16 protein-coding genes and 3 pseudogenes are annotated in these 19,737 nt (G+C 72.5%); 10 read left to right on the top strand and 9 right to left on the bottom strand.

The features are described from left to right. Nucleotides 1–166: 166 nt before the first annotated feature. From CP967_RS32070 to CP967_RS32055, 4 genes are all read right to left on the bottom strand, one after another. Nucleotides 167–865 carry a ribonuclease H family protein gene (locus CP967_RS32070; RefSeq protein WP_150491319.1) on the bottom strand — a complete coding sequence of 233 codons (699 nt, stop codon included), beginning with the start codon at nt 863–865 and terminating at the stop codon, nt 167–169. A gap of 73 nt (nt 866–938) precedes the next feature. Beyond that, on the bottom strand, nt 939–1,436 hold the full coding sequence (locus CP967_RS32065) for a peptidylprolyl isomerase (protein WP_150491318.1): 498 nt from the start codon (nt 1,434–1,436) through the stop codon (nt 939–941). Between the two features lie 15 nt (nt 1,437–1,451). After that, nucleotides 1,452–1,889: a hypothetical protein gene (locus tag CP967_RS35515; RefSeq protein WP_229888619.1), complete on the bottom strand. Its 438-nt coding sequence runs from the start codon at nt 1,887–1,889 to the stop codon at nt 1,452–1,454. A 151-nt stretch (nt 1,890–2,040) separates the two neighbouring features. Beyond that, nucleotides 2,041–2,469, bottom strand: coding sequence for a DUF6221 family protein (locus tag CP967_RS32055; protein ID WP_150491317.1), 429 nt, complete (start codon nt 2,467–2,469; stop codon nt 2,041–2,043). Between the two features lie 212 nt (nt 2,470–2,681). Here CP967_RS32055 and CP967_RS32050 point away from each other — a divergent pair, with 212 nt between their 5' ends. Next, entirely contained in the window at nt 2,682–3,467 is a 786-nt protein-coding gene (locus CP967_RS32050) for an SAM-dependent methyltransferase (protein ID WP_150491316.1), read from the top strand. Nucleotides 3,468–3,482: 15 nt separating this feature from the next. Beyond that, nucleotides 3,483–4,115 carry a class I SAM-dependent methyltransferase gene (locus CP967_RS32045; protein ID WP_150491315.1) on the top strand — a complete coding sequence of 211 codons (633 nt, stop codon included), beginning with the start codon at nt 3,483–3,485 and terminating at the stop codon, nt 4,113–4,115. A 36-nt stretch (nt 4,116–4,151) separates the two neighbouring features. Here CP967_RS32045 and CP967_RS32040 read toward each other — a convergent pair whose 3' ends face one another. From CP967_RS32040 to CP967_RS32025, 4 genes are all read right to left on the bottom strand, one after another. Beyond that, nucleotides 4,152–6,842, bottom strand: a complete 2,691-nt coding sequence (locus CP967_RS32040) for a SpoIIE family protein phosphatase (protein ID WP_150491314.1) — start codon at nt 6,840–6,842, stop codon at nt 4,152–4,154. A 143-nt stretch (nt 6,843–6,985) separates the two neighbouring features. Further along, complete coding sequence (locus tag CP967_RS32035) at nt 6,986–7,885, bottom strand: carbohydrate ABC transporter permease (RefSeq protein ID WP_150491313.1); 900 nt, start codon at nt 7,883–7,885, stop codon at nt 6,986–6,988. Next, on the bottom strand, nt 7,882–8,841 hold the full coding sequence (locus tag CP967_RS32030) for a carbohydrate ABC transporter permease (protein WP_150491312.1): 960 nt from the start codon (nt 8,839–8,841) through the stop codon (nt 7,882–7,884). The genes CP967_RS32035 and CP967_RS32030 overlap by 4 nt, the downstream gene beginning before the upstream one ends. Beyond that, the gene (locus CP967_RS32025; protein ID WP_150491311.1) at nt 8,838–10,178 is read right to left on the bottom strand and encodes an extracellular solute-binding protein; all 1,341 of its coding nucleotides are present in this window, start codon (nt 10,176–10,178) and stop codon (nt 8,838–8,840) included. The genes CP967_RS32030 and CP967_RS32025 overlap by 4 nt, the downstream gene beginning before the upstream one ends. A 447-nt stretch (nt 10,179–10,625) precedes the next feature. Here CP967_RS32025 and CP967_RS32020 point away from each other — a divergent pair, with 447 nt between their 5' ends. The 4 genes from CP967_RS32020 to CP967_RS32005 all read left to right on the top strand — a co-directional run bounded on the left by CP967_RS32020 (nt 10,626) and on the right by CP967_RS32005 (nt 16,775). Beyond that, a complete protein-coding gene (locus CP967_RS32020; RefSeq protein WP_150491310.1) occupies nt 10,626–11,540 on the top strand; it encodes an AurF N-oxygenase family protein in 915 nt (304 codons plus the stop codon). Nucleotides 11,541–11,549: 9 nt separating this feature from the next. After that, nucleotides 11,550–13,208, top strand: a complete 1,659-nt coding sequence (locus tag CP967_RS32015) for an FAD-dependent oxidoreductase (RefSeq protein WP_150491309.1) — start codon at nt 11,550–11,552, stop codon at nt 13,206–13,208. A gap of 182 nt (nt 13,209–13,390) precedes the next feature. After that, nucleotides 13,391–15,067, top strand: coding sequence for an aspartate-alanine antiporter (aspT, locus tag CP967_RS32010; protein ID WP_150491308.1), 1,677 nt, complete (start codon nt 13,391–13,393; stop codon nt 15,065–15,067). A 55-nt stretch (nt 15,068–15,122) separates the two neighbouring features. Beyond that, nucleotides 15,123–16,775 carry a bifunctional aspartate transaminase/aspartate 4-decarboxylase gene (locus CP967_RS32005; protein WP_150491307.1) on the top strand — a complete coding sequence of 551 codons (1,653 nt, stop codon included), beginning with the start codon at nt 15,123–15,125 and terminating at the stop codon, nt 16,773–16,775. 114 nt (nt 16,776–16,889) lie between these two features. Here the strand turns inward: CP967_RS32005 and CP967_RS34955 are convergent. After that, nucleotides 16,890–17,150 (bottom strand): annotated as a pseudogene (locus CP967_RS34955) (thiamine pyrophosphate-binding protein); the annotation flags it as partial. Between the two features lie 36 nt (nt 17,151–17,186). Here CP967_RS34955 and CP967_RS34950 point away from each other — a divergent pair. From CP967_RS34950 to CP967_RS31990, 4 genes and pseudogenes are all read left to right on the top strand, one after another. Continuing rightward, a pseudogene (locus CP967_RS34950) lies at nt 17,187–17,243 on the top strand (hypothetical protein); the annotation flags it as partial. Nucleotides 17,244–17,289: 46 nt separating this feature from the next. Then, a pseudogene (locus tag CP967_RS34945) lies at nt 17,290–17,535 on the top strand (MarR family winged helix-turn-helix transcriptional regulator); the annotation flags it as partial. A 148-nt stretch (nt 17,536–17,683) separates the two neighbouring features. Then, nucleotides 17,684–18,010, top strand: a complete 327-nt coding sequence (locus CP967_RS31995) for a plasmid stabilization protein (protein ID WP_150491306.1) — start codon at nt 17,684–17,686, stop codon at nt 18,008–18,010. Nucleotides 18,011–18,191: 181 nt separating this feature from the next. Beyond that, nucleotides 18,192–19,724 (top strand): FAD-dependent oxidoreductase, encoded by a 1,533-nt coding sequence (locus CP967_RS31990; RefSeq protein ID WP_150491305.1) that lies wholly within the window; start codon nt 18,192–18,194, stop codon nt 19,722–19,724. Nucleotides 19,725–19,737 lie beyond the last annotated feature (13 nt).

Below are 19,737 nucleotides of genomic sequence, written 5' to 3'. Positions count from 1 at the left end.
GAGTGCCGTGGCGGGCGTGTCACGGGGAGCGGGAGCACAGAACGGCCGTCCGCCGCGGCGACGGCGGCACGTGCGGACGCGGCGGCGGCCGGGAGGAACCGGGCGGGGCGGACGCCCGTGCCGGACGGCACGGCTCAGGCGGACGCCGCCCGGCACACGGAGCGGATCAGGCGGACGCCGTCCGGCACTCGGGGTGGCCCCAGCCGTTCGGGTTCTTGGCGATCATGTCCTTGGCCGCGTACGGCTTCCCGCAGTGGCACCGGCCGGCGAACTTCGCGCGGATGGTCGCCCCGGAGCGCGGACCCCTGCCCGCACCGCCGGCCCCCGGCCCGCTCGCCGGCCTCTGCGCCGTGCGGCCCTTCGTGGCGCGGGCGGGCGCGGGCACCGGTTCCGCCGAGCCGTACGCCGTCCCGGCCGCCTCCTGCGACACCGCGGCCTCGCTGGCGGCCTGGTCGGCGAGCGCGTTGAGCGGGTCGCCGTCCACCTGGTGCGCCGGTACGTAGCGGAAGGTGACGGCACGGCCGTCGAGGAGGGTGTCGATCGCGACGACCAGTTCCCGGTTGGCCACGGGCTTGCCCGCGGACGTCTTCCACCCGTTGCGCTTCCAGCCCGGCAGCCACTTGGTGACCGCGTTCATCGCGTACTGCGAGTCCATGCGGACCTCGACGGGCACCGCCGGGTCGGTGGAGGCCAGCAGTTCACGGAGCGCGGTGAGTTCGGCGATGTTGTTGGTCGCGGTGCCGAGCGGGCCCGCCTCCCAGCGTCGCGTACGCCCCTGCGCGTCGGCCACGACCCACGCCCAGGCGGCAGGTCCCGGGTTGCCCTTCGATGCGCCGTCACACGCGGCGATGATGCGGTCTTCCATACCCTCGATCATGCCAGCCCCGGGGGCGCCGGCGGACCGGTGCGGGGCCCCGGCCGGGGCCCCGCCGCACAGGTCAGAGAGTGCCGGAGCCGGAGACGGCGATCTCGGCCTTGGTCTGGCCGGACTGCGAACCGTAGGACTCGATCTTGCGGACGAGCGCCATGGAGTCCTCGTCGGCGACCTCGCCGAACACCACGTGCTTGCCGTCCAGCCACGGGGTGAGGACGGTGGTGATGAAGAACTGGGAGCCGTTGGTGTTCGGGCCCGCGTTGGCCATCGAGAGCAGACCCGGCTTGTCGTGCTTCAGCGTGAAGTTCTCGTCGGCGAACTTCTCGCCGTAGATGCTCTTGCCGCCGGTGCCGTTACCGCGGGTGAAGTCGCCGCCCTGGAGCATGAAGCCGGGGATGACGCGGTGGAACGGGGATCCGGCGTAGCCGAAGCCCTTCTCGCCCGTGGCCAGCGCGCGGAAGTTCTCCGCGGTCTTGGGGGCCACGTCGTCGAACAGGTTGAACACGATCCGCCCAGCGGGCTGCTTGTCGATGGTGATGTCGAAATACGCCTTGATGGTCATAGGTCCATCCTGACATCACCGGCGGCCTTCTCGTGCACACCCCCCGCCCGGACGCGGTCCGCCCGCCCTGGTGGGGGCGTCGGGCGGGGGCTGCGCGCCGTGCCCGCGCCGTTCAGGAGGCCGGTCCCCGCCCCGCCGCCGGGGCCCGCCGCACACACCGTCGCGCGCCGCGCGGACCCGCGTGACCAGGCCGGCGGCTCCGTCCCGGACCGGCGTCTGCGTGCCGCGGGCCAGCAGGCCACGGGTCCGGGCGCGGACCACCAGGCGTGCCGGGGCGATCCGGGGACGCTGGCCGCCGCTGGTGACCAGCGCGTTCACCGGGGTCAGCGGGTCCATGGCCGCGGTCCTGGCGAGCAGGACGCCCACGGCCAGCGGGAGCAGCGTCACGGCGAGTGCCGATCCGGCGGCTGTGAGGTTCTGGATGCGGGGGCGCCGCTGCGCTTCGGTGGCCATGGGTCCCATTGCACCGCCGCCGGGAGGGCGCGGGATGGGGCGGCGTACTCAGGGCGGCGGGTCCGGGATACTCAGCCCGGCCGGGGACGGCGCCGCCGCCGTGCGGTGACCGGCCGGGGTGTGGCGGGGCCGCCGCCGGAGCCGGGCCGGCTCACTCCTCGGGCCGGCCGGGCGGCGGGCCCCAGTGGGAGAAGCGGGGCAGCCACTTGACCCGGTAGTCGGGGTGGCCCGCGTGCTCCGCCGCCATCTGCCGGACGACGAAACCCAGGCCGACCGCACGGCCCGAGGAGAAGTCCTGCCGGGGCCGGTCCGTGTCCAGGGAGGCGATCTCCTCGTACTCGTCGAGCAGGACCCGGTTCGTCTCGATGCGGCGCAGGGTGCGTGCGGGGTCCTGGAAGGCGATGTGGCGGTCGTAGCCGCGCGACCGTACGACGAAGGCGATGCCGCCCGCGCGGTCGTGGACCTCGCCGGGTACTCCGGCGGGGCATCTCCAGCTGTCCGCTCCGGCCTCCTGGGCGATGTGCTCCTCCTCGGCGAGGCGTGCGCGCACGAAGGCGAGCAGGTCCGCGTTGTCTGCCATCTGGTTGTGCACCCTCTCTCCGACGCAGGCGGCACGACGATATACGCACCGTGCCGCCGTGCCGGTCCGCCCGGCCGGACGGGGACGGGCCCCCCGTGTGCGGGGCCGGCGGGCGGCCTGGTGCGGGCGTGCCAACTCATGCCCCTCCCGTATGAGTTGCTGTGGCAGACTGCGCAGTCGGAGCGGTTCACCCATCTGCGACGGAGCACCTCATGACCACCGGAACGTCCCGGCCCCCGATCGACACCGGCAGACCCCATCCGGCCCGTGTCTACGACTTCCTGCTGGGCGGCAAGGACAACTACCCGGTGGACCAGGCGGTGGCCGAGCACCTGCCGGCCGAGGCGAGGGCCGGCGCGTTCCAGCAGCGGGCCTTCATGCACCGTGCGACGGCGTGGCTGGCGGGCGAGGGCGTGGACCAGTTCCTCGACATCGGTACGGGCATACCCACGGCCCCGAACCTCCACCAGATCGCCCAGGGCATCGTCCCGTCGGCCCGGGTGGTCTACTGCGACAACGACCCCATCGTCCTGCGCCACGCGGAGGCCCTCCTGATCAGCAGCCCGGAGGGCGCCACGGACTACGTCCACGCCGATGTGCGTGAGCCCGGCACGATCATCGAGGCGGCGCACGAGGTCCTCGACTTCGGCCGGCCGGTCGCCCTGTCCCTGCTGGGCCTGCTGCATTTCCTGCCCGACGCCGAGGACCCGTACGGCATCGTGCGCACCCTGACGGCCACCCTGGCGCCGGGCAGTTACGTGGCGCTGTCGCAGGGCGCGTCGGACGTGAATCCCGAGGGCGGCGAGCAGGGCACCGAGGAGTACGGCAAGGGCGGCATCCAGCTGGCGCTGCGGACGCGCGCCGAGTTCGGGCGCTTCTTCGAGGGCCTCGGCCTGGTGGAGCCGGGCCTGGTGACCGCCCCGGAGTGGTTCCGCTCCGCACCGGCCCCAAAGCCGGAGTTCAGCGGGATGTACGTCGGCGTCGCGCGCGTCCGGTAGACAGGGAGGAGACGGATGACCGGGAACGACCGCCCCGCCGCGGCCACCGCGTTCGACGCGATCGGCGCCGCGTACGAAGACGCCTTCGCCGGCTCGGCCGCGCACCACGCCTCGCTGGCCCGGCTGCTGGAGCGGCTCGCCCCGCGCAGCCGGGTCCTGGACGTGGGCAGCGGTACGGGGCGTCCGACGGCCGCGGTGCTGGCCGGCGCGGGGCACGAGGTGCTCGGGATCGACGTGTCGCCGGTCATGGTGGACCTGGCGTCCCGCAGGGTCCCCGGCGCGTCGTTCCGCTGCGCGGACATCCGCGAGGTCCCGCTGGAGGAGGAGGGCTTCGACGCGGTCTGCGTCTACTTCTCCCTGCTGCAGATGTCCCGTGCGCAACAGGCCGGGCTGGTGGACCGGCTCGCCCGCGCGCTGCGTCCCGGCGGTGTGCTGGTGCTGGCGACGGTGACCCTGGATGTGGAGGACGTGCCCGCCGTGTTCATGGGCCAGGAGGTGCGGGTGACCGGTTTCGGTCCCGAGGCCTTCGCCGCGCTGGCCGCCTCGGCCGGGCTCACCGTCGAGTGGGAGCGGCGCACGGTCTTCACGCCCGACCGGCCCGGCGCGGTGCCCGAGCCGCAGATGTTCCTGCACTGCGTGCGCGGCTGAGGGCTCTTCCGCGGCCCCCGGCGGGCCGGTGCGGGTTCATTCCGGGGTGCCGTCCAGGAGGGGCTGTTCCGTCCAGATGACCTTGCCGCCGTCGTCGGTGTAGCGGGTGCCCCAGCGTTCGGCCAGCTGGGCGACGAGGAAGAGCCCCCGGCCGCCTTCGTCGGTGGTGGCCGCCTGGCGCAGGTGCGGGGAGGTACTGCTGCGGTCGGAGACCTCGCAGATCAGGGTCCGGTCGCGGATCAGGCGTACCCGGATGGGGCCGGTGGCGTACCGGATCGCGTTGGTGACCAGTTCGCTGAGGATGAGTTCGGTGGTGAACGCCTCTTCGGCCAGGTTCCACTCGGTGAGTCTGGCGGAGACCCCGGCCCGCACCTCGGAGACGGCGGCGGGGTCGGAGGGGACGTCCCACGCGGCGACGTTGTCCGCGTCGAGCCGGAGGGTGCGGCCGACGAGAAGGGCGATGTCGTCCTGGGCCCTGGCGGGCACGAGGGCGGCGAGGACCGCCTCGCAGGTGTCCTCCGGGGACCGTCCGGCGTGTCCGTCGAGGGTGCCGCGCAGGATCTCCAGCCCCTCGTCGATGTCCCGGCGGCGGTCCTCGACGAGTCCGTCCGTGTAGAGGACCAGCCGGCTGTTCTCGGCCAGCTGTACGTCCAGGGTCTCGAAGGGCATGCCGCCGAGCCCCAGGGGCGGGCCGCCGGGCACGGGGGCGAACGCCGCGTCCCCGTCCGGGCCGATGACCACCGGCTGGAGGTGGCCGGCCCGCGCCATGGTGCAGTGGCCGTCGGCCGGGTCGTAGATGGCGTAGAGGCAGGTGGCACCGGTGACCGCGTTGCCCGGGTCCTCGGCGGACTCGTCCTGGTCGATACGGGTGACCAGTTCGTCCAGGTGCCACAGGAGCTCGTCGGGGGGCAGGTCGAGGCTGGAGAAGTTGTGGACCGCGGTGCGCAGCCGCCCCATGGTGGCCGCGGCGTGCAGGCCGTGGCCCACCACGTCGCCGACGACGAGGGCGACCCGGGCGCCGGGCAGCGGGATGATGTCGAACCAGTCGCCGCCGACGCCGCCCAGTCCGCCCTGCCCCGCCTGGGCCGGCAGATAGCGGTAGGCGGCGTCGATGGCGTTCTGCTCGGGCAGGCCGCGGGGCAGCAGGCTGCGCTGGAGGGTGACCGCGACGGCGTGCTCGCGGGAGTAGCGCCTGGCGTTGTCGACGCTCACGGCGGCCCGGGCGACGAGTTCCTCGGCGACGGACAGGTCCTCCTCCTCGAAGGGGTGGGGGTTCTCGGCACGCCAGAACATGGCGACGCCGAGGATGAGCCCGCGGGCCCGCAGGGGGACGGCGATCATGGAGTGGAATCCGTGGGCGAGCAGCCGCTCGGCCCGTTCGGGGCTGAACTCCTGCCATCCGCGGTGGGCCGCGAGGTCGGTGTCCAGGACCGCCTCGCCCCGGAGCAGGGCCGCCCCGACCGCGAGGCCGGGCTGGAAGTGGATCTCCGAGCCGAGCGGGAAGAAGCCCGTGGCCCGGTCCTGGCCGCTGAAGGCGGTGCGGCGCAGGCCGCTGACCGCCCGTGCCTCCGTGGGCTCCTCGCCGCGCAGGATGTTCTCCGAGAGGTCCACGGTGGCGTAGTCGGCGAATCTGGCCGTCGCGAAGTCCACCAGTTCCTCGCAGGTGCGTACGACGTCGAGGACGGTGCCGATCTCGGTGCCCGCGTCGTAGAGCAGCCTGAGGCGCTGGCGTGCCACGTCGGCCTTGCCGGAGAGCGCCCGCAGTTCCGTGGTGTCACGCAGGGTGGTGACGGTTCCGGGCGGCCCTCCCTCCCGGTCGGTGGCGCGCCGGCTGATCGCCAGCAGCCGGTCGCCCACCGAGTGGACCTCGTCGGTGGCGCTCTGCCCGGAGGAGAGCAGCCGGGCGGTGGCCGGGTCGAGTCCGAGTCCGGTGACCGGGCGGCCCTCCGCGTCGGCGGGCAGGCCCAGGAGCCGCCGGGCCTCGTCGTTGACCAGCAGCAGCACACCGTCACCGTCGGTGATGAGGACGCCTTCGCGCACGGCGTGCAGGACGGCGTCGTGGTGCTCGTACATCCGGGTCATCTCGGCCGGGCCGAGGCCGTGGGTCTGGCGGCGCAGCCGTCTGCTGACCAGCGCGGTACCGCCGGTGGTGACGAGCAGGATGCCCGCGGCGGAGCCGAAGAGGAGGACGTACTGCCGCTCGACGGCCCCGCTGACCTGGTCGACGGTGATGCCCGCCGCCACCATGGCGATGACCTTGCCGTCCGGTCCGAAGACCGGTACCACCGCCTGGACGAGCGGGCCGAGGGTGCCGTCGATCTCCTCGACGACGGTCTCGCCCTTGAGCACAGGTCCGGTGTTCCCGACGAACGTGCCGCCGATGCGGTCGGGCAGCGGGTGGGTGTAGCGGACACCGTCGCGGTCGAGGACGACGACGAAGTCGACCTCGGCCGCCTTGCGTGCCGCCTCGGCCTCGGGCTGGAGCACCGCGGTGGGATCGGGGCTCTCGAGCGCCGCTTCCATGCCCGGTGAGTTGGCGAAGGTCCCGGCCACGGCGACCGACCGGCTGCGGGCCTCCTGCTCGCCGTCCGCCCTGGACTGGAGTACGAGGGCGGAGACGGCGGCGATGACGAGGAGGACGACGATCGCCACCTGCAGGAGGAAGACCTGGCCGGCGACGGTTCTCATCCGGAGGAACGGACGCGGGCGGCCGTTGCGTGCGGCCATGTTCCCTTTTGTACACCTTCGCCATAGGCCGGGCGAACCGTACCGGCCGCCGCGCCGGTATCACCGGTGGTGTTCCGGCCGCGGTGGGTCAGGGCGCGGAAGACCTCCGGGCGCGGTGCGGGGGCGGGCGCCCGGGAGGGCGGTCACTGGCCGGCCAGGCCGGTGTGGGCGATACCGCGCACGATCTGCCGCTGGAAGAGGGCGAAGACCAGCAGGAGCGGCAGCCCGGCGATCACCAGGGACGCCATGATCTGCGCGTAGCGCACGCCGAAGGAGGACTGGACGTTGGCCAGGCCGACCGGCAGCGTCATGCCGTTCGGGTCGGTGGTGACGAGGAACGGCCAGAGGAAGTTGTTCCAGGTGGAGATGAAGGTGAAGATCGCCACCGCCGCCAGCACGGGGCGGGACAGCGGCATGACGATCGTCCAGAACACCCGCCACCGCCCGGCGCCGTCGACGAAGGCCGCCTCCTCCAGTTCCCTGGGCACGCCCTCGAAGAACTTCACCAGGATGAACACCATGGCGGGCACGGCCACCTGCGGAAGGATGACGCCCCAGTAGGTGTCGACGAGTCCGAGCTGGACCATCTCGCGGAACAGCGGTGCGATCAGGACCTGCGGGGGCACCATGATCCCCGCCAGCACCAGCGCGTAGAGCAGCCGGCGGCCCCGGAAGTCGGTGCGGGTGAAGCCGTAGGCGGCCATCGCGCAGGTCAGCACGGTCAGCACGGTGGTCATCACGGAGATGTACGCCGAGTTCATCAGCCAGCGTGTGACGTCTCCGGACTCCCAGACCTTGGAGTACGCCTCGAAGGTGACGCGGGAGCCGATCCATTCCAGCGGGGTCGTCGCGGTCTCGGCCTCCGGTTTCAGGGATGTGGCGAGGGCCCAGGCGAGCGGGAGGAGCCAGAGCGCGGTGAGGACGAGCGCGACGGCGAGGAGGACGATCCTGCCGGGTGTCCAGGTCCGGCGGCGGCTCGCCGACGTCCCCGTGGGGGTCTTCGCGGGGGCGGGGCGGCTGGTGACGGTGGCGGAACCGCTCACTTCGCGGCCTCCTCAGCTCGGCGCCGGGACAGCAGCGGCTGTACCAGGGAGACGGTCAGGATCAGGGCGAAGAAGATGTACGAGACGGCCGAGGCGTAGCCCATGCGGTAGCCCGTGAACCCCTGCTGGTAGACGTACTGGAGGATGGGCCGGGTGGAGTCGTCGGGGCCGCCGCCGGTCATCAGGTAGACCTGGTCGAAGATCTTCAGGGAGGCCAGTACCTGGAGGACCAGCACCAGTCCGGTGGTGCGGCGCAGCAGCGGCAGGGTGATGTGGCGCAGCCGGTGCCAGGCCCCCGCGCCGTCCAGTTCCGCGGCCTCGTAGAGGTGGGCGGGGATGGCCTGGAGGGCGGCGAGGTAGAGCAGGAAGTTGAAGCCGACGGTCCACCAGACGGTGGTCGCGACGACGGAGAGCATCGCGTACCGCTCGTCGCCGAGCCAGCCGATGCCGGGTTCGAGTCCGACGGAGGCGAGCAGCTGGTCGGCGAGGCCGAAGTCGGAGGGGTAGATCATGTAGAGGAAGAGCAGGCAGACGACCCCGGACGGCAGCAGGTACGGGGCGAACCAGCTGAGCCGCCACAGCCACTGCACCGCGCGCAGGTGGTGGGCGAGCAGGGCGAGTCCGAGTCCGGCGACGACGAGCGGGACGGTGGACAGGACGGTGAACCAGACGGTGTTCCAGAGCGAGGACCACACCTCGGGGTCGCGTATCGCCTCGGCGTAGTTGTCGAGGCCGATGAACTCCCCGCCGGCGCCGGTGATGTTCTCGCTGGTCAGGCTCATCCCGACGCCGGAGATCAGCGGCCAGACCAGGAAGAGCGCGTAGACGAGCAGGAAGGGCGCGACGAAGACCAGTCCGTGTTCGGTCCACGCACGGCGGACGGTGCGGGCGGCCGGCGGCCGGCCTCCTCCGGTGCGTTCCCCGGCGGGGACGGGGGCCATGGCGGTGGTGGTCATGACGCGGCTCCCGGAAGGGGATTGCGGGTGTCGAGGAGGGTGCGCAGGCGTGCCTTGACCTCGTCCAGGGCGCCGCGCGGGGTCCGGGAGCCGGTGAGGGCGCCGGAGAGGACGGCGCCGAGTTCGATCCACATCCGGGACGCGGAGCCGGCGAACCAGGCGGGTTCGTCGAGGGCGACGTCGTCGATCACGTCGCGGTATTCGGACTGCGGCTTGAGCGCGAGGTACTCCGGCGTGCCGAGGACCGGGAGGTAGGCGGGGACGTGGCCGCCCTCGGCCCAGGCCACGGAGTTGCGGAGCATCCAGGCGACGAAGGCGTGGGCGGCCTCGTCCGGGGCGCCGCCGCGGCCGGCCTGGTGCGGCAGGACGAAGGTGTGGCAGTCGGCCTGTGCGGAGGCGCTGCCGAAGAGGGCGGGCACCCGGGTCATGGAGAAGGGGATCTTCGCGTTCCGGTACGTGGTGATCTCCCACTCGCCGTTGAGGTGGAAGGCGGTCTTCCCCTCGTTGAAGATGCTCACGCAGGCCGGGTAGTCGGCACGGCGCACCATCAGCCCCTCCTCGACGAGGGAGGTCAGGTACTCCAGCACCCGCAGCGCCTTGGTGTCGTCGAGCGCCAGGCGTCTGCCGTCGGGGGACAGCACGGCGCCTCCGGTCTGCGAGTAGAAGGTGGAGAAGAGGCGCCAGGGGGTGATGCAGTCCGCCCCGAAGGTCTCGGTGACCAGACCGGGCCGGCCGGTCGCCTTCTTGACGGCGCGCAGGGCGTCGGCGAACTCCCCGGCCCCGTTGACCGGCCTGAGCGACCCGCCGGACATGAGTCCGGCCTTCTCGCAGATCTCGGTCTGGTAGTAGAGGACGAAGGGGTGGGTGTCGAGCGGGACGGCGTACTGCCGGCCCCCGGCCTGGCCGCGGCGCCAGATGTCCGGCGGGAAGTGCTCCTCCTGGACGCCGTGTTCGGCCAGCAGGCCGAGGTCGAACGGGTCCAGGAGCCGGCCGGGGGCGAAGCCGGCGAGGCGGGCCAGGTGCAGGACGGCGAGTTCGGGGGCCCGGCCGCCCGCTCCCGCCATGCCCAGCTTGGTGTAGTAGGGGGCGCCCCACTGGAGGGTGGTGGCCTCCAGGGCGATGGAGGGGTGTGCGGCCCGGAACTCCTCCAGCATGCCCTGCATGTTGACACCGTCACCGCCGCCGAACAGGTGCCAGAACCGCAGCAGCGTCTGCCCCGGGCCGGCGGCGGTCGCGGGTGCGGCGCATCCCGTCAGGGAGCCGAGGGCTCCGGCGGCGGCCAGGGCGCCCGCGCCGCCCGCGAGGGCGCGGCGACGGCTGAGGTGGGGTGGATGCATGGCGGCTCGTCTCGTCTCGGCGTCGGCTGGGTCAACTCGGTTTCCGGGCAGGGGAGTCGGGATGGCGAGCCTGTACGCGTGTTCGGTATACCGAAAGCCGCTCGCCACTTCGGACGGGACCGTAGGGCGGCGCCATCACGGCGTCAAGGAGGAGCGCTGAAATTGCGAACGATGTTCGACATGACGAACGAGTAGGCCCTCACCCCCTGCCGCACCCCTCCGGAAAGCGGAGATTTCGCGGAGGCGGGCGCGGAATCCCTACTGGGGGGTAGGCGGTGCGGCGTCCTTGTTATACCTTCCGTCTAACAGGAGGGAGACAGGCCGCCTTCTTCCGTGCTGCCCTGTCGGGCGGCCGCCATGTCCCGTCGCCCTCAGGGCAGTTGACGATCCGGTCTCACTGCCTCATCAGTCCGAAGGACCCGCACGCGCGCACCGAGGAGCCGCACCATGGCAAGCAGCACCGTTCGACCCGAGCACGAGGACCGGCCCGAGGAGCACGACGTCGCCCGGCGGCTGCTCGCTTCGGCCGCGATGCTGGCGTACGACCCGGCGACGGAGGTCGACTGGGAGACACCGCTGGACAAGGACTTCCACGGCACCAGCCCGGAGTGGAGCACCCTGTACGGCACCGCGTACTGGCGCGAGATGACGGACGCCCAGCGCAAGGAACTGACCCGGCACGAGGCCGCCTCGGTGGCCAGCACCGGGATCTGGTTCGAAATGATCCTCCAGCAGATGATCCTGCGGGACGTCTACGCGAAGGACCCGGCGGGCGCGGACGTGCAGTGGGCGCTCACCGAGATCGCCGAGGAGTGCCGGCACTCCATCATGTTCGCCCGGGGCGCCCGGAAGCTGGACGCGCCCGCCTACCGCCCGCGCCGGCTGGCGATGGAACTGGGCAGGGCCTTCAAGACGGTTGCCTTCGGCGAGGCGGCGTACGCGGCGATCCTGGTCGCCGAGGAGGTCCTGGACGTCATGCAGCGGGACTGGATGCGTGACGAGCGGGTCGTGCCGTTCGTCCGGACCATCAACAACATCCACGTGGTCGAGGAGTCGCGGCACATGAAGTTCGCCCGCGCCGAGACACGCAGGCACCTCTCGCGCGCGGGGTGGCTGAGGCGCCGGATACACGCCCTCGTCATCGCGATCGCGTCCTACGTGATCGTGACCAGCATGGTCAACAAGGACGTCTACGCCAACGCCGGGCTGGACGGCGAACGCGCCCTCGCCGAGGCGAAGGCCAACGAGCACCACAAGGCGATGATGCGTTCGAGCTGTTCGGGCCTGATGGACTTCCTCGCCTCCGCACGCCTGCTCACCAAGCCCGCGCTGGTGTTCTACAAGCGCGCCCATCTGATCTGAGCGGACGTCATGACCTACGCCATCACCCAGACCTGCTGCAGCGACGCCACCTGTATCGCGGTGTGCCCCGTCAACTGCATCCACCCCACGCCGGACGAGCCCGACTTCGGCCGTACGGAGATGCTCCACATCGACCCGGCGTCGTGCATCGACTGCGGCGCCTGCGCGGACGCCTGCCCGGTGGACGCGATCTTCCCGCTGGAGGACCTCACCGGTCCGCAGAAGGTGTACGGACCGCTCAACGCGGCGTACTACGAGGGCCGGGAGCCCGCTCCCGCGGACACGGGGCCGAACTTCCACGCGTGGGGGGAACCGGTCTTCGAGCGGAGCCTGCCGTCCGACTTCGCACCGGTCCGGGTCGCCGTCGTCGGCACCGGCCCGGCCGGCATGTACGCCGCCGAGGACCTGCTGCTGCACACGAGCGCGGAGGTGACCCTGATCGACCGGCTGCCGGTGGCGGGCGGCCTCATCCGGTACGGCGTGGCCCCCGACCACCCGTCGACGAAGAAGGTCCAGGACACCTTCGGGCGTTTCCACACGCACCCGCGGGTGCGGATGCACCTCGGACTCGACGTCGGCACGGACCTCACGCACGAGGAACTCCTCGCGCACCACGACGCCGTCGTCTACGCGGTCGGGGCGTCCGCCGACCGCCGGCTGTCCGTGCCCGGCGAGGACCTGCCGGGCAGCCTCTCCGCCCGTACGTTCGTCGCCTGGTACAACGCCCATCCGGAGGTCCCGGCAGACGCCGTGGACCTGTCCGCGGAACGGGTGGTCGTCGTCGGCAACGGCAACGTCGCCCTCGACGCGGCCCGCATCCTGCTCTCGGACCCGGACACCCTGGCCGGCAGCGACATCGCCGGCCACGCCCTGGACGCGCTGCGGGCCTCCCCCGTACGCGAGGTGGTGGTCCTGGGGCGGCGCGGTCCGGGGGAAGCCGCCTGCACCCGGCCCGAACTGCTCGCCCTCAGGCATCTGCCCGGGGTGGACCTGGTCGTCGACGACCACGACCCGCGGACCGGCGCGGCGATCGACGCCGCCGGGCCGGCGGACAAGGCCTCGGTCCTGCGCGGTGCGCTCCGGGAGACGGTGGACTGGTCGGCCCCGCCGCCGAAGCGCCGCCGTATCGTGTTCCGCTTCCACTCGGCGCCGCTCGCGGCGCTCGGCGAGGACCGCGTCCGTACCGTGCGGGTCACGGACGGCACGGGCTCACCGGAGGGGACCGGCATCCCGGCCGGCCTGCTCCTCCGGGCCGTCGGCTACCGCGGGCTCCCGGTCGCCGGGCTCCCCTTCGACGAGGAGAGCGGCACCGTCCCGCACGAGGGCGGCCGGGTGCCGGGGATGCCGGGGACGTATGTCGTGGGCTGGATCAAGCGCGGCCCGTCCGGCGGGATCGGGGCCAACCGGACCTGTGCCGCCGAGACGGTCACGGCCCTGCTGGCCGACGCCGTCGCCGGCCGGCTGCCCGCGCCCGGGTACGGCGCGAAGGCCTTCACCCGGCTGGCCCGGAGCCGCAACCGCCGCCTCGTCGACGCCCGGGGGCTGGCCGGCATCGACCGCGCCGAACTCGCCCTGGGCCGCCGGGCGGGACGCCCGCGGGTGAAGCTGGCCACGGTCCCGGAGCTGGTGGCGGCGGCGAGGAGCCGGCGCGGGCCGCTGTCCGGCTGAGGGCAGCCCCTCCCCCGCCGGGGCGTACCCGGCGCCCCGGCGGCCCGGCGCCGGGGCAGAAAGCGCGGAGGCACGGAAGGAGCGCGGGACGGCACGGTGCCCACCACCGCGCTCGAAGTGCTGCTAATTTCACCGACATGTCTGAATTGTTCGGCTTTTCTTCGACCGGTGGATGAGGCGGAATGGGCGTACTCCGCGACAACCCCGAGCTCGCGCTCTTCCTCTGCCTGGCCGTCGGCTACCTGGTGGGCAAGCTGCGTTTCGGGCCCATCACCCTGGGCGGGATCTGCGGCACACTCATCGTGTCGCTGCTGCTCGGCACCCGGGACGTCAGCGTCGACGAGGACGTGAAGACCGTCTTCTTCGCCCTGTTCATCTTCTCCCTGGGCTACATGGCGGGCCCTCAGTTCTTCGCGAACCTCAACCGCCGGAGCCTGCGCTTCTTCGCCCTGTGCCTGATCGAGCTGGTCTGTGTCCTGGGCATCGCCTTCGGGCTCGCCAAGGCGTTCGACCTCGATGTGGGAACCGCCTCGGGCATCCTGGCGGGCGCGGCCACCGAGTCGGCCGTCGTGGGGACGGCCACCGAGTCCATCGGGAAGCTCAGCGGGCTGACGGCGGACCAGATCTCGGAGTACCAGGGCCATGTGGCCACCGCCTACACCGTCTGCTACCTCTTCGGGCTCATCACCATCGTGCTCCTCACCAGCCAGTTCATGCCGATACTGCTGCGCATCGACCTGGCCGACGCCTCCCGCGAGCTGTGGGAGAAGATGCGCGGCGGGGCGCGGGGCCTGGAGGCCGACGAGCGCGAGGCGCTGCCCGGCACCGTCGGCCGGACCTATCTGGTCACGCTGGCCGACGGCCGGACGGTCGGGGACCTGGAGAGGTCCCAGGGCAGGCGCGTCACCGTGGAGGGCGTCAAACGCGGCAGTGAACTGCTCACCCCCACACCGGATCTGGAGCTGACCCTGAGCGATCTGGTGCAGGTCGTCGGCCGGCGTTCCGCCATCATCGAGGCGGGGCGGCTGATCGGGCCGGAGACACCGGCGGTGCCGGGTCTGGACACCCCGATGGCGACCAGCCAGGTCGCGGTCACCGACAGGGCCACCCACGGTTCGACGATCGAGATGCTGGAGAAGCGGCACCCGGAGTTCCGGGAGGACGGGGTGTACATCACCGACGTCCTGCGCAACGACCAGCATCTGCCGGCCGCGGCGCAGACCGAACTCCAGCGGGGCGACGTGCTCACCCTGACCGGGGCGCGCGGCGGACTGAACAGACTGGTCTCCAAGGTGGGCGCGGTCGTCAGGAACGACTCGACGGACTTCGTCTACCTGGGGCTCGGGATCGCGGCGGGTTCCCTGCTCGGCCAGGTCGTCGTACGGGCGGGCGATGTCCCCCTGTCCCTGGGGACCGGCGGCGGATGCCTGGTCGCCGGGCTCCTCTTCGGCTGGTTCCGCTCCCGCAGGCAGACCTTCGGCGCGTTCCCCCCGCAGGCCGCCTCCACCCTCAAGGACATGGGCCTCGCGGTCTTCATCGCCTGCACCGGGCTGGCCGCCGGCCCCCACGCCTGGCCGCTGATCAAGGAGTACGGGGCGCTGCTGCCGGTGGCGGGCATCGCCATGGTGCTCGTACCGGCGTCCGTCTCGCTGGTCGTGGGGCGCAAGCTGCTGGGCATCGAGAAGCCGCTGCTGATCGGTGCCATCGCCGGACAGCAGTGCTCCACCCCGGCGATCACCGCGGTCACCCAGGTGGCCCGCAGCTCGGTGCCCCTGCTCGGCTACACGATCACCTACGCCCTCTCCAACTTCCTGCTGCCGCTGACCGGACCGATCCTGGTCGGCGTCCTGGGGGCCTGACGCGCCCGCCCCCGCCCGTACACACCACCGCACCGCCCCCGGAACGGACACCATCATGACCAAGTCCCGGCTCAGCCGCGAAGAGATCAGGTCCGCGGCCCAGCTCAGCCCGTTCGAGCTGAAGGACATGTTCATCAGAATCGCGAGCACGGAGCAGGCCGACAGGCCCGGCCAGAAGGACAAGACCACCCATGTCATGCTCAACGCCGGCCGCGGCAACCCGAACTGGGTGGCCACCGGCCCCCGGGAGGCCTACCACGCGCTGGGCTACTTCGCGCTCTCGGAGTCCCGCCGGGTGTGGACCGCCGACAACCTGGGGGGCATGCCGGAACGGGCCGGCTGCGCGGACCGCTACGCCCACTTCGCCCGTACCCACCCGGACCTGCCCGGGATCGAGCTGCTCACGGCCTGTGTGGACCTCGCCGTCAAGCGCTTCGGTTTCGACCGGGACGCGTTCGTCCACGAACTGGCGGACTCCTCCATCGGCGACAACTACCCGGTGCCGGCGCGGATCCTGCCGCACACCGAACAGATCCTGCGGGGCTATCTCGCCGACGAGCTGTTCGGCCACCGCCCGCCGTCGCAGGAGCTGCGGCTCTTCGCCACCGAGGGCGGCACCGCGGCCATGTGCTACATCTTCGACTCCCTGGTGAAGAACGGGATCCTGAGGAAGGGCGACCGTATCGCGCTCATGGTGCCCGTCTTCACCCCTTACCTGGAGATCCCCCGGCTGGACACCTACGGCTTCGACGTGGTCGAGATCAGGGCGGACCTGTTCACGGAGACGGGGGTGCGCAAGTGGCGTTACGGGCCGGAGGAGATCGCCAGACTCTCCGACCCGTCCATCAGGATGGTCTGCTGCGTGAACCCGAGCAACCCTCCGTCGCTGGCGCTCGCCCCGGAGGTCGCCGAGGAGATCACCCGGATCGTCGCCACGGACAACCCCGGCCTGATCGTCGTCACCGACGACGTGTACGGCACGTTCGTGGAGGGCTTCTGCTCGCTGGCCGCCCGTCTGCCCCGCAACACCCTGCTGGTGTACTCCTTCTCCAAGCACTACGGCGCGACCGGCTGGCGCCTGGGCCTCATCGGGCTGCAGGACGACAACGTGATCGACGCGATGCTGGCGCGGCAGAGCGCCGGGGAGAAGGCGCGGCAGGCGAAGCGGTACGGGTCGCTGACGCTCGAACCGGAGAAGATCCCCTTCATCGACCGGCTGGTCGCCGACTCCCGGCAGGTGGCGCTCAACCACACGGCCGGGCTGTCGCTGCCGCAGCAGATGATGATGGTGCTCTTCGCGCTCTTCGACATGCTGGACGAGGGTCAGGAGTACAAGCACCGGGTCCGCGCGATCGTGCGGCAGCGGCTCGGCCTGCTGCTGGAGGGCGCCCGGATGAAGATCTCCGAGGACCCCGCGCGGGCCGGTTACTACCTGGAGCTGGACCTGCTGGCGGAGGCCGAACGGGTCCACGGGAAGGCCTTCGCCGGTTTCCTGCGGGAGAACTACGAGCCGGTCGACCCGCTCTTCCGGCTGGCCGAGCAGACGTCGGTGGTGCTGCTCAACGGCGGGGGTTTCGACGGCCCGCAGTGGTCGGTGCGGGTCTCGCTGGCCAACCTCGACGACCTGGACTACCTGAAGATCGGCCATCATCTGCGGACGGTCTTCGACGAGTACGCCGAGGAGTGGCGCCGGGCCACCGGCGCCTGAGCCCCGCACGGGCGGGCGGCGCCGGACCCCCGCACGGGCCCGGCGCCCCGTCCGGTCAGGCGGTGGCCGTCGACTGGGCCTCGGCCTCGGCCTCGGCCTCGGCACGGTAGAGGCAGGGGCGGTGGCGAAGTTGCCGATGACCTGGTGGTGGTCCTCGGGTACGGAACCACGCCCGGAGTTGGAGGTGAGCAGGGCTGCTCCGGTGGCCTCCAGGAGCCGTGTCAGCTCTTCGCCGGCGGTGGCCGCGCCGCCGCCGGCCCAGATGACGGGGCGGCGGGCGGAGGCCAGGGGTTCCCCGGCGGCGGCGAGTACGGCCGGTGCGGGAGCGGGCGGCCCGGGGGCGGGCTGGAGGCCGGTGCCGGTGGAGGTCAGGGCGCAGCCGAGGGTGCCCCGGGCGCGGCCGATCCCGCGGTGCGTGAGGGCTGGCCGCTGCTGGCCGCCGCCATCGGGCACATCGGTCACCCGCAGATACGCAACGGGGGCACCGTCTGCGGGAGCCTCGCCCACCACCACCCGGCGGGAGAAGGACGGCCTGATCGTGCGGGAACGCGACGCGGACGACCGCCGGGTCGTGTACTCGCGCCTGACCGAGCGGGGCCTGGCCACGGTGGACACCGTCTTCGCCGAACACCTGGACAACGAGCGGCGGATGCTGACCGGCCTCTCCCCGTCCGAACGCCGCCAGCTCGCCCGGCTGCTGCGCAAGCTGGAGATCTCCATCCTCGGCTCCGACGGGCTCCCGGCGGACGCCCCGGCGTGACGGCGCACCGCTCCGGGCGCTCACCCTCTCCGGCGCCCCCATGTCGCGCGGGCCACGTTTCGGGCGTGGAGTAGGGGCAACAGGGTACGGAACGGCACGCATGGGACAGCCATGCCACTGCCTGCCCGACGAGAGCGAGGAGCGTGTCATGCCGGCAGGATCCAGCCCCAAGCGGGAACGCCAGTACGAGCACATCAAGGACAGTGCCGAGAAGCGCGGCACGTCCGAGGGGCGCGCGAAGGAGATCGCCGCGCGCACGGTCAACAAGGAGCGGGCCCGCTCCGGTGAGTCGAGGACGGCGAGCAGGACCTCGACCCGTGACCCGAAGTCCGCCTCCGAGCGCGGTGGCCGACGCTCCCACAGCGGGGCGAAGGGGCCCACCCGGGACCAGCTGTACCAAGAGGCGAGGAAGAAGAACGTCGAGGGCCGCTCGCACATGAACAAGGAAGAGCTCAGGAAGGCGGTCGGCCGCTGATCCGGCGGCCCCCGCGTGCGGGCCTCCCCGTCGCCCCTCGCGGGGCGGGGAGGCCCGCCGCGCGAGGGGCGTGGGACATCCGACCCGAGGGTGCGCGGGCCCTTCGCCCGCGCCCCTGCCGCACGGCGCGTACGCACCGGGCCTCCGGTGTCCGCGCCGCCGTCCTGAGAGACGAGTGGACATGACACACCGATCGGATCTTCCCGGCACCGCCGAGTCGTACTGGATGGCGACGACGGAGCACCCCTCCTTCCCGCCCCTGGACGGCCACACCACCGCCGACGTGGTGGTCATCGGCGCAGGTATGGCCGGTCTCAGCACGGCCTGGGAGCTGGCCGCGGCCGGCCGCAGCGTGGTGGTGCTGGAGGCGGACCGTGTCGCCGCGGGCGTCTCCGGTTACACCACGGCCAAACTGACCGCGGCGCACGGACTGGTCTACGACCGGCTCCGCCGCACCCGCGGCGCCGAGGGGGCGGCCCTGTACGCGCGGTCGCAGCAGGCGGGGGTGGAGCGTGTCGAGGCCGTCGCGGCGGCGCTGGGCATCGCGTGCGACTTCGAACGGACCACCGCGTTCACCTTCACCACGGACCCGGAGCGGCGCGCGGAGTACGAGGCCGAGGCCGGGGCCGCCGCGGAGGCGGGGCTCGACGCCGCGCTGGTGCACCGGACCGAGCTGCCCTTCCCGGTGGAGGCCGCCGTGGGCGTCGGACAGCAGGCGCAGTTCCACCCCCGCCGGTATCTGCTGGGCCTCGTGGCCGGCCTGCGCGCGCGGGGCGGGGCCGTCTACGAGCGGACCCGGGTGACGGGACTCTCCGAGGGCGACCCCTGCCGGGTGACCACGGAGACGGGGATGACGGTGACGGCCCGGGACGTGGTCGTCGCCACCCACTTCCCCGTCTTCGACCGGGCCCTGCTCTTCGCCAGGATGTCGCCGCGCCGCGAACTCGTCGTGGCGGCGCCGCTGGCGGCCAAGGCCGCGCCGGAGCACATGTACATCACCGACGAGGGCGGGAAGCGGTCGGTGCGGACCGCGCCCCTCGACGACGGGCGGCGGCTGCTGATCGTCACGGGTGAGGACTTCACACCCGGCACGGGTGACGCCCGGGAGCGGTTCGGGCGGCTCGACGCGTGGATGCACCGGCACTTCCCGGCGGCCGGGCCCACCGCGTACCACTGGGCGGCCCAGGACAACGACGTCAGCGACGGGGTCCCCCTGGTCGGCCCGTTCCACGCGGGGGCGAAGCACGTGTACGTCGCGACCGGTTTCGGGGGCTGGGGCATGAGCGGAGGCGCGATGGCGGGGCAGCTGCTGAGCGCGCTGATCACCGGCGGGGAACCCGGGTGGGCCGGGCTCTACGACCCCCGCCGGATCAGGAGCACCCTCCGCGAGGGCGCGGCGCTGCTGTCCCAGCAGGCGGAGGTCGCCCGGCACTTCGTCGGCGACCGGTTCACGGCCGGCCACGCCGACCGGGCCGAGGACATCGCGCCGGGCACGGGTGCCGTGGTCCGGGCCGGCGGCCGGCACCACGCGGTGTACCGCGACGAGGACGGCAGGACGCACACCGTCTCGGCGCGGTGCACGCACCTGGGGTGCCTGGTCGCCTTCAACCGGGCGGAGAAGTCGTGGGAGTGCCCCTGCCACGGCTCGCGGTTCGGCGTCGACGGGCAGGTGCTGCAGGGCCCGGCGGTCCGTCCGCTCCCTCCGGCCGAGTAGGCGGGCGGCACCC

This window comes from Streptomyces nitrosporeus, from assembly GCF_008704555.1.
GTDB lineage: Bacteria > Actinomycetota > Actinomycetes > Streptomycetales > Streptomycetaceae > Streptomyces > Streptomyces nitrosporeus.
This window is presented reverse-complemented; position numbering and strand designations above follow the sequence as displayed.

What these genes read in the sequence shown, in the direction of transcription:
- CP967_RS32005 (WP_150491307.1), top strand. Translation starts at nt 15,123, where the DNA reads ATGACCAAGTCCCGGCTCAGCCGCGAAGAGATCAGGTCCGCGGCCCAG.
- CP967_RS31990 (WP_150491305.1), top strand. Translation starts at nt 18,192, where the DNA reads ATGACACACCGATCGGATCTTCCCGGCACCGCCGAGTCGTACTGGATG.
- CP967_RS32050 (WP_150491316.1), top strand. Translation starts at nt 2,682, where the DNA reads ATGACCACCGGAACGTCCCGGCCCCCGATCGACACCGGCAGACCCCAT.
- CP967_RS32020 (WP_150491310.1), top strand. Translation starts at nt 10,626, where the DNA reads ATGGCAAGCAGCACCGTTCGACCCGAGCACGAGGACCGGCCCGAGGAG.
- CP967_RS32025 (WP_150491311.1), bottom strand. Translation starts at nt 10,178, where the DNA reads ATGCATCCACCCCACCTCAGCCGTCGCCGCGCCCTCGCGGGCGGCGCG.
- CP967_RS32065 (WP_150491318.1), bottom strand. Translation starts at nt 1,436, where the DNA reads ATGACCATCAAGGCGTATTTCGACATCACCATCGACAAGCAGCCCGCT.
- CP967_RS35515 (WP_229888619.1), bottom strand. Translation starts at nt 1,889, where the DNA reads ATGGCCACCGAAGCGCAGCGGCGCCCCCGCATCCAGAACCTCACAGCC.
- CP967_RS32030 (WP_150491312.1), bottom strand. Translation starts at nt 8,841, where the DNA reads ATGACCACCACCGCCATGGCCCCCGTCCCCGCCGGGGAACGCACCGGA.
- CP967_RS31995 (WP_150491306.1), top strand. Translation starts at nt 17,684, where the DNA reads ATGCCGGCAGGATCCAGCCCCAAGCGGGAACGCCAGTACGAGCACATC.
- CP967_RS32045 (WP_150491315.1), top strand. Translation starts at nt 3,483, where the DNA reads ATGACCGGGAACGACCGCCCCGCCGCGGCCACCGCGTTCGACGCGATC.
- CP967_RS32040 (WP_150491314.1), bottom strand. Translation starts at nt 6,842, where the DNA reads ATGGCCGCACGCAACGGCCGCCCGCGTCCGTTCCTCCGGATGAGAACC.
- CP967_RS32055 (WP_150491317.1), bottom strand. Translation starts at nt 2,469, where the DNA reads ATGGCAGACAACGCGGACCTGCTCGCCTTCGTGCGCGCACGCCTCGCC.
- aspT (WP_150491308.1), top strand. Translation starts at nt 13,391, where the DNA reads ATGGGCGTACTCCGCGACAACCCCGAGCTCGCGCTCTTCCTCTGCCTG.
- CP967_RS32015 (WP_150491309.1), top strand. Translation starts at nt 11,550, where the DNA reads ATGACCTACGCCATCACCCAGACCTGCTGCAGCGACGCCACCTGTATC.
- CP967_RS32070 (WP_150491319.1), bottom strand. Translation starts at nt 865, where the DNA reads ATGGAAGACCGCATCATCGCCGCGTGTGACGGCGCATCGAAGGGCAAC.